The 12446-nt window shown below is 38.2% G+C and carries 16 protein-coding genes; 13 read left to right on the top strand and 3 right to left on the bottom strand.

What is annotated here, in order from left to right:
• The first annotated feature begins 12 nt into the window (after positions 1-12).
• The 4 genes from JOC86_RS04680 to JOC86_RS04665 all read left to right on the top strand — a co-directional run bounded on the left by JOC86_RS04680 (position 13) and on the right by JOC86_RS04665 (position 2535).
• On the top strand, positions 13-705 hold the full coding sequence (locus tag JOC86_RS04680; RefSeq protein ID WP_205168593.1) for a CoA transferase subunit A: 693 nt from the start codon (positions 13-15) through the stop codon (positions 703-705).
• A gap of 20 nt (positions 706-725) precedes the next feature.
• The gene (locus JOC86_RS04675; RefSeq protein WP_205168592.1) at positions 726-1388 is read left to right on the top strand and encodes a CoA transferase subunit B; all 663 of its coding nucleotides are present in this window, start codon (positions 726-728) and stop codon (positions 1386-1388) included.
• Between the two features lie 364 nt (positions 1389-1752).
• Positions 1753-2007, top strand: a complete 255-nt coding sequence (locus tag JOC86_RS04670) for a YqkE family protein (protein ID WP_205168591.1) — start codon at positions 1753-1755, stop codon at positions 2005-2007.
• A complete protein-coding gene (locus tag JOC86_RS04665; protein WP_205168590.1) occupies positions 2008-2535 on the top strand; it encodes a GrpB family protein in 528 nt (175 codons plus the stop codon). It begins immediately after the preceding gene.
• Positions 2536-2632: 97 nt separating this feature from the next.
• Here the strand turns inward: JOC86_RS04665 and JOC86_RS04660 are convergent, their stop codons facing one another.
• Both JOC86_RS04660 and mciZ read right to left on the bottom strand, forming a co-directional pair.
• A complete protein-coding gene (locus tag JOC86_RS04660) occupies positions 2633-3553 on the bottom strand; it encodes an aldo/keto reductase (protein WP_205168589.1) in 921 nt (306 codons plus the stop codon).
• 69 nt (positions 3554-3622) lie between these two features.
• Positions 3623-3754 carry a Z-ring formation inhibitor MciZ gene (mciZ, locus tag JOC86_RS04655; protein ID WP_205168588.1) on the bottom strand — a complete coding sequence of 44 codons (132 nt, stop codon included), beginning with the start codon at positions 3752-3754 and terminating at the stop codon, positions 3623-3625.
• A 96-nt stretch (positions 3755-3850) separates the two neighbouring features.
• On the opposite strand from mciZ, the gene JOC86_RS04650 reads away from it, so the two are divergent.
• Both JOC86_RS04650 and JOC86_RS04645 read left to right on the top strand, forming a co-directional pair.
• Positions 3851-4402: an NUDIX hydrolase gene (locus tag JOC86_RS04650; RefSeq protein WP_205168587.1), complete on the top strand. Its 552-nt coding sequence runs from the start codon at positions 3851-3853 to the stop codon at positions 4400-4402.
• Positions 4403-5569, top strand: a complete 1167-nt coding sequence (locus JOC86_RS04645) for an endonuclease Q family protein (protein WP_205168586.1) — start codon at positions 4403-4405, stop codon at positions 5567-5569.
• A 50-nt stretch (positions 5570-5619) separates the two neighbouring features.
• On the opposite strand, the gene JOC86_RS04640 is transcribed toward JOC86_RS04645, so the two are convergent.
• Positions 5620-6210, bottom strand: a complete 591-nt coding sequence (locus JOC86_RS04640; RefSeq protein ID WP_205168585.1) for a GNAT family N-acetyltransferase — start codon at positions 6208-6210, stop codon at positions 5620-5622.
• A gap of 173 nt (positions 6211-6383) precedes the next feature.
• Between JOC86_RS04640 and spoIIM the strand changes: the two genes are divergently transcribed.
• From spoIIM to JOC86_RS04605, 7 genes are all read left to right on the top strand, one after another.
• Positions 6384-7040 (top strand): stage II sporulation protein M, encoded by a 657-nt coding sequence (gene spoIIM, locus JOC86_RS04635; protein ID WP_205168584.1) that lies wholly within the window; start codon positions 6384-6386, stop codon positions 7038-7040.
• A 111-nt stretch (positions 7041-7151) separates the two neighbouring features.
• Positions 7152-7610: a ferric iron uptake transcriptional regulator gene (gene fur, locus JOC86_RS04630; RefSeq protein ID WP_205168583.1), complete on the top strand. Its 459-nt coding sequence runs from the start codon at positions 7152-7154 to the stop codon at positions 7608-7610.
• 108 nt (positions 7611-7718) lie between these two features.
• Positions 7719-7943 (top strand): YqzK family protein, encoded by a 225-nt coding sequence (locus JOC86_RS04625; RefSeq protein WP_205168582.1) that lies wholly within the window; start codon positions 7719-7721, stop codon positions 7941-7943.
• Positions 7944-7949: 6 nt separating this feature from the next.
• Positions 7950-8843, top strand: coding sequence for a site-specific tyrosine recombinase XerD (xerD, locus tag JOC86_RS04620; RefSeq protein ID WP_205168581.1), 894 nt, complete (start codon positions 7950-7952; stop codon positions 8841-8843).
• Positions 8844-9046: 203 nt separating this feature from the next.
• Complete coding sequence (gene deoB, locus JOC86_RS04615; RefSeq protein ID WP_338021709.1) at positions 9047-10231, top strand: phosphopentomutase; 1185 nt, start codon at positions 9047-9049, stop codon at positions 10229-10231.
• A gap of 14 nt (positions 10232-10245) precedes the next feature.
• A complete protein-coding gene (locus JOC86_RS04610) occupies positions 10246-11067 on the top strand; it encodes a purine-nucleoside phosphorylase (protein ID WP_205168580.1) in 822 nt (273 codons plus the stop codon).
• 13 nt (positions 11068-11080) lie between these two features.
• Entirely contained in the window at positions 11081-12385 is a 1305-nt protein-coding gene (locus JOC86_RS04605; protein ID WP_205168579.1) for a pyrimidine-nucleoside phosphorylase, read from the top strand.
• Positions 12386-12446: the final 61 nt, after the last annotated feature.

Below are 12446 nucleotides of genomic sequence, written 5' to 3'. Positions count from 1 at the left end.
AGGCGAAACGATATGAAACAACAATATACTTCCTTTCAAGAGGCAGTAAAAGATATCCATGATGGAGCGACACTAATGGTTGGTGGGTTTGGCCTATGTGGTATTCCAGAAGGATTAATTTTAGCCTTAGTTGATAAAGGAGTTAAAGATTTAACGGTTATTTCAAACAACTGTGGCGTAGATGATTGGGGGCTGGGTCTGCTTTTAAAGAATAAACAAATCAAGAAAATGGTCGGTTCCTATGTCGGCGAAAACAAAGAATTTGAACGTCAAGTACTATCAGGGGAAATTGAAGTAGAATTAGTTCCTCAAGGGACACTGGCAGAAAAAATCAGAGCAGGCGGCGCTGGAATTCCAGCATTCTATACACCAGCAGGCGTTGGAACCCCAATCGCAGAAGGAAAAGAAACTCGAGAATTCAACGGTAAAGAGTATTTATTAGAGGAAGCGTATACAGCTGATTTTAGTTTAGTGAGAGCTTGGAAAGGCGACAAAATGGGGAATCTGGTTTATAACAAAACAGCAAGAAATTTCAGTCCGATGATTGCGGCTGCAGGGAAAGTGACGATTGCAGAAGTAGAAGAATTGGTTGAAATCGGTGATATCGACCCGAATGATGTCCACACACCGAGCATTTATGTACAAGGGATTATTCAAGGGCAACAAGAAAAACGAATTGAACGCAGAACCGTTAAAAAAGCATAATTAGGGGAAGGAGAGTTTAAATGGATCGTGCAGCCTTAAGAGAAAAAATTGCTAGAAGAGCAGAAAAGGAAATATTAGATGGATTTTATGTGAATTTAGGGATTGGTATGCCAACACTCGTTGCAAACTATATTTCCGACAATAAAGAAGTAGTTTTGCAATCTGAGAATGGTTTATTAGGAATTGGACCATATCCTACAGAAGAAGAAGTAGATCCAGACCTGATTAATGCTGGGAAAGAAACGGTTACAGCCATTCCAGGCTCATCTTATTTTGATAGCTCTGAATCGTTTGCCATGATTAGAGGAGGTCATGTCAATGTTGCGATTCTTGGTGGAATGGAAGTGTCTGAGACAGGAGATCTTGCTAACTGGATGATTCCTGGAAAAATGATTAAAGGAATGGGTGGAGCCATGGATCTCGTACATGGTGCTCAACGAATTGTCGTTATCATGGAACATGTAAATAAAAGTGGTGAATCAAAAATACTTAAAGAGTGTACTCTTCCGTTAACAGGAAAAGGTGTCGTTGACCGCATCATTACAGACCGAGCAGTAATCGATGTGACGGCTGAAGGACTTGTCTTAAAAGAAGTTGCAAAAGGCTTTACGGTAGAGGATATTGTATCAAGTACTAATCCAGAGCTGAAAATTGCGGATGATTTAGTTGAAGAAGCATTTTAAGTAGAATAATTTATTAAAGGGGTTGCCATTAATAAGGCAGCCCTTTTATTCTGTCATGAGAAGTGTTAATTGAAAGTTTTTTTGCGGATTTTGTCGAGAAATCGATAAACACATAAAAGTTGAAAATAAGAAAGGGAAAGTTGAAAATTAATTCTTTAAAGTTGAGAATAAAACGGCAAAAGTCGAGAATAAACACGTTACGTACTCTTTCTTACAGATATTAATAAATAGTACATAAAGTGTTCATTGAGTAAATCATCGTTATTATAAAAGATTGTACAATCACATGCCGAGTATAACAATATGTAAAAACATGAAAACAATCCAAAAAGAGATTATAATAAAGGAACAAGGAGGGAGCAGCATGAAGAAGAAAAGAAAACAGAATCAAAACCAACGAAGCAATAAAAAACAAGATGAGCTAACTCTAAAGGATTCGTTAAATAGTGAGATCTTCAAACAGCTGAATGATAAAAAGAAAGAACTAGAAAAAGCAGAAGTAGAGCGGATCGAAAAAGAGAAACAAAAAAAGCTTGAAGAAAAGAGAATCCGTGAAAAAAATAAATCGTTTGAAGAGCTTTTAAATGAGAGCAATATGAATTGGGAGAAATACAAGTAGATGAGAAAGGTTGAAGTTCTGTCTTATCAAACGGAATGGAAGGTTCGCTATCAAAATGAGAAGAAAAAGATTCGTAATCTTTTAAAGAATGTACCAATTACTACCCACCATATTGGATCAACCTCTGTCGAAGGACTAGCAGCGAAACCCATTATTGATATTCTAGTAGAGCTACCGACTTTGGAGAGCCTAAATCCCTTTATTGATGAATTTGTAGAGGAGGGTTATGTTTTCAAAGGCGAAAATGGAATTCCAAAAAGAAGATATTTTCAATTCGAGAAGGATGGAACTCGTTTAGTCCATCTTCATATGTATCAAAAAGGAAATGACGAAATCCATAGACATATAGCTTTCCGAGATTATTTACGAGAATTTCCTAATGAAGCAAAACAATACGGTGAGATCAAGCAACAATTAGCGAAACAGTTTCCATCAGATATTGCCGCTTACATAAATGGGAAACATGAGTTTGTCAAAGCGATGGAGAGAAAAGCGCTAGAATGGTACAAAAAAAATGAAAAAGGATGACCCGTACTGCCATGTCGGCAATAGGTCATCCTTTTTTGTTATCATCATCTTCGCTTTTACGATCAGAATTTAGCCTTTGACAAAAAAGATTTAAAGGTTATCGATGCTGCTCATATTTTGAAGCTTTTGTAAGTTCCTTCAAAAGCGTATATTCCTCCTGTGAGAGTGAAGGCTGGTTCACGGCGCGGACATTCTCTCTTAATTGCTCAATAGAGCTTGCTCCCGGAATAACGGCTCCTACTGCATCATCCATTAAGTTAAATTGCAGGGAGATTTCATTCATGGAACGTTTATCGCCAAGCTTAGCATGGATTTCAGTAATCGCTTCCTCTAGCTCTTTAAAAGAATAATCCAAATACCCATTGATTTTCATTTTTTCAGAAGCCTTTTCAAGCATTTTCACACTAAGTAGTCCTTTGGCAAGTGGCCCTCTTGCTACAATACTTGCACCATGATCTTTAATAAACTCTGAAAACTCTTCAGGACGACGGTCCAGTAAGCTATACTGCATCATGATACTGACAATGGATGAAGATTCTAAATATCTTTTTATGACATTCGGGCGAATAGAGGAGATTCCGTATTCTTTAATGTATCCCTCTTTTTTCAATTCTTGAAACGCTTCAATTGTTTCATCAATAGGATCATCAATTGTGCCGCCATGAAGCTGATAAAGGTCAATATAGTCTGTTTGAAGACGCTTTAGGCTATCCTTCACCGCATCCTTTATGTAGGCTTTTGATGGATCCCATCTCCAACCATCGCTTAGGTCATTAAAGCGGTTCCCCACTTTGGTGGCAATGACTACCTCTTCTCTTACATGTTTTAATGATTCTCCAACGATGCTCTCATTTACTCCAAAATCATAAAGATCGGCAGTATCAAAGTAATTAATTCCTTCTTCAAGAGCTGCTTCGATAATCTTTTGAGCTTGGTGTTTTTCAGTCCCGAGAGACATACATCCGAGCCCGATTTTACTAATTAATAAATCTGATTGCCCTAAACGACGCTTCTCCATTATTCCATCTTCCTCTCTCGTTTAGCTTTCTATCCTTTATTTTAACGAAAGAGGAGTCTGTAGACCAAGTTAACTGCTTTTGGTGGCGTGAATCCATTCAGCAACATGTTCATACTGCTGCCCATACTGTTTAAGCTTTTCTCGAATTTCCCAAGCCTTCCCTACGAGAATAATTCGTTTCTCATGTAGGATAATCTTCATGCTGGCTCCTCCTCATTTCGATGATTGTAAATCGATGAAAAGAGTATGCTAAAATGTATGTGAGTAATGGGTGATAATAGAACGGAGAGTGTAACATTGAAAAAATTCGAGGAAAAAACGATTAAATCAGAGACCTTATATGAAGGGAAAATTATTCATCTCCAACTAGATGATGTGGAGCTTCCAAATGGGAAAACCTCTAAACGAGAATTGATTAAGCATCCAGGAGCGGTGGCTGTCATTGCACTGAAAGACGATGGGAAAATCATTATGGTGGAGCAGTATCGAAAAGCACTAGAACGTTCCATCGTTGAAATTCCCGCTGGAAAGCTTGAGCCAGGGGAAGAGCCAGAGAAGACAGCATTGAGAGAGTTGGAAGAAGAAACCGGATATGGTGCAAAATCAATAAAGCCATTAATTTCTTTTTATACGTCACCAGGATTTGCCGATGAGCTTGTTCATGTTTTTTTAGTAGAGGACCTTTACGTGCTAGAGGATGCAAGTGAACAAGATGAAGATGAATTTGTAGAGCTAGTAGAAGTTACATTAGAAGAAGCACAACAGCTCCTAGATAACCAAAGGGTCTATGATGCAAAAACAGCTTATGCTATTCAGTACCTGCAATTAAAGAAGGCCATGAAAAAATAAATGGAGACTTTTTTTGCAGATCTGCATATTCATATTGGCAGCACGAAAAGCGGTAAGCCGGTGAAGATAACAGGTTCAAGAAATCTGACCCTACCTGCGATTTTGTCTTATGCAACACAGCAAAAAGGGCTGGACATTATTGGTATCATTGATTGTCATTCCCCAGAGGTCCTCGAAGAAATAATCGAGTTACTGGACACAGGATACTTAAGAGAGCTTCCAGGTGGCGGTTTTCGATATAAGAATAAGCTGACACTTATTCCAGGAAGTGAGCTTGAAATATATGATTCTTCCTGTAAGGGACCCATCCATGTTCTAGTGTACCTGCCTTCATTAGATAAGATGAACACATTTTCTGAATGGTTGAAGGGGTATGTGAAAAATATCCAATTGAGTTCTCAAAGAGTTTATATTGATGGAAAAAGCTTGCAAAGAAAAGTGAAGGAGCTCAATGGATTATTTATACCAGCACATGTTTTTACCCCCTTTAAAAGTCTATTTGGAAAGGGGGTTGAAAAAACCTTACAAGAAGTGTTCGACCCTCATTTGATTGATGGGATCGAACTAGGGTTAAGTGCGAATACCCTGATGGCTGATTCAATAGAAGAACTTCATCAATACCCGTATTTAACTAATTCCGATGCTCATTCCCTTCAAAAAATGGCGAGAGAATATCAGCAGCTGCTCCTTCAGGAAGCAAGTTTCGAAGAGTTTAGAAAAGCATTAAAAAAAGCGGGCGGACGAAAGATTATCGAGAATTATGGTTTAAATCCTTATTTGGGGAAGTATTATGAAACCACTTGTTCTTCGTGTTTTAAAGTCGTTGATGATAAAACAAGATATTGCTCAGCCTGTGATCATACGAAATCTACACGCGGGGTAAAGCATCGTATTAATGAGCTGGCAGGTAGTAAGGAACCTCCAACTAGACCTCCGTATATTCCTCAGGTACCATTAGATTATTTACCTGGGCTTGGACCTAAAACAATGGAGAAATTAGTGGCTCAACTTGGAACAGAAATGAATATCCTGCATGATGTTTCTCAAGATGAATTAGAAAAAGTCGTCCCTAAACCTCTAGCAGAGCTTATTGTAAAGGCAAGAACTGGAGGGCTTATATTACAGGCAGGCGGTGGAGGGAAATACGGCAAGGTAGTAAAGGAATAAAGAGAGAAGGCACCGCAATGTTCCAAGTTGCGGTGCCTTCCCCTCTGATATTATTCATTTAAAGAAGATATCCAATCAGTAGGCAATACAGAGTATACGCAAGTATTTCGCAGTTCTTTTCGTCCTTCACCACGATCATCATTACGCAAAATGCCTTCTAATCTAAACCCAAGCTTTTCTGGAATTTTACGGGAGGCAAGATTTAATTCATCACAGCGGATTTCTACTCTATTCACCTTTAACTCTTCAATAGCAAAGGCTGTCAACCCCTTAACAGCTTCAGTCATATAGCCATTCCCACTGTGATCCGTATGAATCCAGTATCCAATTTCAACTTTAGGAACATCCCAAACAATCCGGTGAAGCCCTGTAGAACCAATGAATTCATGATCCTCTTTCCGATAGATGTGCAGGCGGAAATCTTCTTTTTTAATAAATTGTGCATAGGACTCACGAATCCCCGCTTCCACTTCTTCGACGGTTTGCTCATTTTCGGCAAAAGGCAACCATCTTCTCATATCCTCTTGCGATTTTATAATAGCACGATGAACTACCTCCCCGTCTCCAGGTAGACATGGCCGGAGGTATACGCGTTCTGTTTCAATTTTATCTGGGAAACTCATTAATATTGGCTTGCCCATTTTTTATCCTCCTTATTATATTTTTATAGATTATATCGGTAAGGGGGAGGAAGTTCAATGAAAAATCAGAAAAAAATGGTATTTTTATAGAATGAAAAGAACGGTCAATTGCGAGCATAAACTCTATCGAAACTGCATATAGTCTAGTAATTGAAGCTTAGGAGGACTCATATATGCGGAAGAGAATCTCTACAAACCTTACTTTTATTCAACATGTACATGCCCACTCCTCAATCTATTTATTCATTCTAACGCTTTTTTTTATGGGAGTTATTTTTGGGGCGGTTGTTGTAAATAGTTTATCTTTTACACAAAAAGAAGATTTATATTTTTATTTAGGACAATTTTTTGGTGAAATATCCGATGGGAAAGTAGCTGCATCGGAGGATTTATTTCGTCAAAGTTTTCTTCATAATGTTAAATATTTAGGATTAATGTGGATTTTAGGAATATCGATTATCGGTTTACCCATCATATTTGTATTGCTATTTATGAAGGGGGTTGTCGTTGGGTTCTCTGTCGGTTTCCTAGTAAATCAAATGGGATGGGAAGGATTTCTATTATCTTTTGTATCGGTGTTGCCTCAAAACATTGTGATCATTCCCGCATTTATTTTTGTTGGGGTCATTAGTGCTAGCTTCTCACTAACCCTTATACGGAAAATCTTTATGAAAAACTCACCAACCTATCAAATTCAAATGGTACCGCTATTTTCTAAATACGCGATTGGATTTATCATTGCGATTGGTGTGATAACAATTGCAGCAAGTATTGAAGCTTATATTTCTCCCACTTTAATGAAAACGGTTATATCAAGTATTAATAAATAATAATTATTAGTTAATATAAATTGCGATCTCTTCATTATAATAATTTTATTTTGCTTATTCCTCCCTTTTTGTTATAATAATAAAGAAAATTGACGAGGGAGGGAGACGGATATGGAAAGCCGTATTGAACGAATAAAGAAGCAGCTTCATTCTGCAAGCTATAAATTAACACCCCAACGTGAAGCAACCGTACGGGTGTTATTAGAGAATGAAGAAGATCATCTTAGCGCCGAAGATGTATACCTCCTCGTTAAGGAAAAATCTCCTGAAATAGGTTTAGCTACCGTATATAGAACATTAGAGCTTTTAACTGAACTGAAAGTTGTCGACAAGATTAATTTTGGTGATGGAGTGTCGCGATATGATTTGCGACAAGAGGGAGCAGCCCATTTTCATCATCACCTCGTTTGCATTGAATGTGGAGCCGTTGATGAAATTCAAGAAGATTTATTAGAAGACGTGGAGACGATTGTTGAAAGAGAGTGGAAATTTAAGATTAAAGATCATCGATTGACATTTCATGGAATCTGCTATAGATGTCAAGAAAAAACAGATGAGAAAGACTCATAATAAACACAAAACCTTTTCATGTGAAAAGGTTTTTCTTGTTTTATAGGTATAAATTCTAATGAAAACGTCATAGCTTGTAATAATTACTCTTTTTGGGGGACAGGCATGATGAAACAAGGTTTAACGGTTTTCTGGCAAACAATTAAAGTATTTATTCTCTTCACAGGGTCCACGATTCTTTTTTATTATGGTATTATGTGCATAAGTGAAGAATATGAAAATTATCATCGTTATGATGAACCTGAGGGAGCAGCGGTGAAAGTTTCCCAGCAGTCAGGTGAGGGACAGAATTGGACAGACCGCTTACTACTTTTTTATATGATTGGGGAGTAATGTAAGGTGAAAGACCAGCTAAAGGATTTTACTCATTACTTATTGGTAGAAAAAGGGCTAGCAAAAAACACGCTAGTGTCCTATCAACGCGATTTAAAGCACTACATTCAATTTTTAGAGAATGTTGAAGAGCTTAAAAGCTTAAATGACGTGAAACGAATAAACATCGTTCAATTTTTAGGATATTTAAAAGATCAAAATAAATCTTCAAAAACAATTGCTAGACATGTTGCTTCTATCAGATCCTTTCATCAATTTTTATTAAGGGATAAGGTTACAGATCAAGATCCATCTGTTCATTTAGATTCACCACAAATGGAACGAACCTTACCAAAGGTGTTAAGTCTGGAGGAAGTAGAAGCTTTACTTGAAGCACCAAATGACTCGACACCACTAGGATTGAGAGATAAAGCGATGCTTGAAATTCTCTATGCTACTGGAATTCGAGTAAGCGAATTGATTGGTCTGCAAATCGACGATGTCCACTTAACGATGGGATTTGTTCGTTGTATTGGAAAAGGAAATAAGGAGCGGATTATACCGATTGGAAAAACAGCCATAAACGTTCTTGAGAATTATTTAGAGAATGGAAGGCAAAAGCTTCGCTCGAAAAAGCATCATGATGATTCATTATTCCTGAATCATCATGGAAAAGGGCTTTCAAGACAAGGCTTTTGGAAAATTCTTAAGGGTTTGTCAATAGAAGCACGGATCGAAAAGAAGCTGACTCCACATACGTTAAGACATTCGTTTGCTACTCATTTACTCGAAAACGGGGCCGATTTAAGAGCGGTACAGGAAATGCTTGGACATGCGGATATCTCAACAACACAAATTTATACACATGTGACGAAAACGAGACTGAAAGACGTCTACTCACAATTTCATCCTAGAGCGTAATAAGTTATGGAACCAAAGAATATAGTAGATTAATAGAACAGGCACAGGCAAAGTTTTTGCTTGTGTTTTTTATTGTTCAACCTTACAATTAGGTTGTCAGACTTCTGACGAGTTGGATATAAGGTTAGCCTGAGAGATAAAGGGTAAAATAGGATAGCATTGCTAAGCTTGAAAACGCTTTAATGAATCAAGGAGGAATGATCGTGAGTAACTATACATATAAAAGAGTTCATTTAATTGTGTTGGATTCTGTCGGAATCGGAGAAGCACCAGATGCAGAATTGTTCAATGATAAAGGCTCTGATACATTAGGACATATCGCCGAACATATGGGTGGACTAAAGATGCCGAATATGGCAAAGCTTGGCTTATCAAATATTAGAGAAATAAAAGGAATTGAAAAGCAGCAAAAACCATTAGCTCATTATACGAAAATGCAAGAATCATCTGTGGGTAAAGATACGATGACAGGTCATTGGGAGCTAATGGGACTTCATATTGATACACCTTTTAAAGTATATCCAGACGGATTCCCAGAAGACTTATTAGCAAAGCTTGAAGCAGAGACAGGGAGACCAATCATTGGAAATAAACCTGCAAGCGGTACAGAAATCATTGAGGAACTAGGGAAAGAACATATGGATACGGGTGCTATAATTGTCTATACATCTGCTGATCCTGTTCTTCAAATCGCTGCACACGAAGAAGTTATTCCGATTGAAGAGCAATACAAAATTTGTGAAATTGCTAGGGAGTTAACAAAGGATGATAAATATTTAGTAGGAAGAGTGATTGCCCGTCCATTTGTTGGTGAGCCAGGGAATTTTAAGCGTACAGCAAACCGACATGACTATGCTTTAAAACCTTTTAATCGTACAGTAATGAATGAGTTAAAGGACTCTGGATACGATGTTGTTGCAATTGGGAAAATCTCTGATATCTATAACGGTGAAGGGGTAACAGAAGCCCTTCGTACGAAATCAAACAAAGATGGCATGGATCAATTTATCCAAGCGTTCGATAAAACGTTTACTGGATTAAGCTTCTTAAATTTAGTCGACTTTGATGCGTTATATGGCCATCGCCGTGACCCTGAAGGCTATGGAAAGGCATTGGAGGAATTTGATACCAGACTTCCAGAAGTCTTTGAAAAAATGACAGAGGATGATTTACTCATCATTACCGCTGATCATGGAAATGACCCTATCCATCATGGGACAGATCATACAAGAGAGTATGTTCCGTTGCTTGTATACTCAAAGGATAATAAAGAAGGAAAAGAGCTGCCAATAAGAAAAACATTTGCAGATGTAGGGGCAACTGTGGCAGACAACTTTAATGTGAAGATGCCTAAGCATGGAGAAAGCTTTTTAAAGGATATTAAGTAAGGAGAATGAAGAATATGGATTACAATAAAATTGAAAATGCAGCCGAGCTTTTAAAAAATAAATACACAGGAACACCTAGCATCGGACTTATTTTAGGATCGGGGCTAGGTGTACTAGCAGATGAAATTGAAAATCCTGTAAGAGTTCCTTATAAAGAAATTCCAAACTTCCCTGTTTCTACTGTTGCTGGTCATGCGGGTCAGCTTGTGTTTGGACAATTAAGCGGTGTAGAAGTTGTAGCAATGCAAGGACGCTTCCATTACTATGAAGGTTATGATTTTAATCAAGTAACCTTCCCGGTACGTGTAATGAAGGAACTAGGTGTAGAAACATTAATCGTTACGAATGCTGCGGGTGGCGTGAATGAAAACTTCAACCCTGGAGACTTGATGATCATTTCTGATCATATTAATAATATGGGAGGAAATCCACTAATCGGGCCAAACGATTCTCGATTAGGCGTTCGTTTCCCTGATATGTCTGCTGCATACAATAAAGAATTACGAAAGCTTGCCAAAGAGATAGCAGAAAGTATTTCCCTATCTGTACAGGAGGGAGTCTATGTCGGAAATACAGGGCCTACCTACGAAACTCCAGCAGAGGTTCGATTAGCTCGAACATTAGGTGGAGACGCAGTAGGAATGTCAACGGTACCAGAAGTTATTGTAGCGAGACATGCTGGATTAGAAGTTCTAGGAATTTCTTGTATCTCAAATATGGCCGCTGGAATATTAGATCAGCCTCTTACACATGATGAGGTTATAGAAACAACTGAAAAGGTTAGAGCAGACTTTTTAACATATGTAAAGGAAATCGTAAAATCATTAAATAACTAAAGTGGTGAATGTAATGAGAATGGTAGACCTAATTGAAAAAAAGAGAGATGGCAAGGAACTGAACACAGAAGAAATACAATATATTATTAATGGTTACACAGATGGATCAATCCCCGATTACCAAGTTAGTGCATTAACAATGGCTATCTTCTTCCAAGGAATGACCGAAAAAGAAAGAGCCGATTTAACGATGGCAATGGTGGAGTCAGGTGATCAAATTGACCTCACAGCCATTGAGGGGATAAAGGTGGATAAACACTCTACAGGTGGAGTCGGTGATACAACTACACTCGTCCTAGGTCCACTAGTAGCTGCAGTGGGTGTTCCAGTGGCGAAAATGAGCGGACGTGGATTAGGTCATACAGGTGGAACAATCGATAAATTAGAAGCAGTTCCTGGCTTCCATGTTGAGATTGAGAATGAAGAATTCATTCGCCTAGTAAATGAAAATAAACTTGCTGTAATTGGTCAAAGCGGTAATCTAACACCAGCAGATAAGAAATTATATTCTCTTCGTGATGTTACAGCGACTGTAAACAGCATTCCGCTGATTGCAAGTTCAATCATGAGCAAAAAAATCGCAGCAGGTGCGGATGCCATTGTTCTTGATGTGAAAACTGGTGCCGGGGCTTTCATGAAGAGCTTGGACGATTCAAAGGCACTAGCTCAAGCGATGGTCAACATCGGGAATAATGTTGGACGTAAAACGATGGCAGTCATCTCAGATATGAGTCAACCTTTAGGATTTGCAATCGGAAATGCACTTGAAGTGAAGGAGGCCATTGACACACTTCGAGGAGAAGGTCCAAAAGACTTAACAGATCTTTGTTTAGCCCTTGGAAGTCATATGGTTTATCTAGCTAACAAAGCATCAACTTTAGAAGAAGCAAGACAAAAGTTAGAAGAAGCAATTAAAAATGGCTCTGCACTCAAATCGTTTAAAACGTTCTTACAATCACAAGGTGGAGATGCATCTGTCGTTGACGATCCAGACACACTACCAAAAGCTAAATATGTAGTAGAACTACCTGCAAAAGAAGAAGGATACGTATCTGAAATCGTTGCTGATGCTGTAGGAACAGCCGCAATGTGGCTAGGGGCAGGACGTGCAACAAAAGAATCTCAAATCGATCTAGCAGTTGGGCTTGAGCTCCGAAAAAAAATGGGTGATTTCGTAAAACAAGGTGAATCATTAGTTACCATCCACAGTAATCAAGAAGATATTGAAAAGGTAAAAGAAAAGCTTTATGAGAGCATTAGTCTTTCAAAAGAAAACGTAGTAGCTCCAACACTCATTCATGGAGAAATAACAGAATAGATTTAATAAGGCTGACCCCATTGATGATGAAGGGGTCAGCTTTTTTACGGTATAACAATTT

This window comes from Rossellomorea pakistanensis, assembly GCF_016908495.1.
Classification (GTDB): domain Bacteria; phylum Bacillota; class Bacilli; order Bacillales; family Bacillaceae_B; genus Rossellomorea; species Rossellomorea pakistanensis.
The sequence above is the reverse complement of the archived record's forward strand: the minus strand, read 5'-3'. Positions and strand labels throughout refer to the sequence as shown.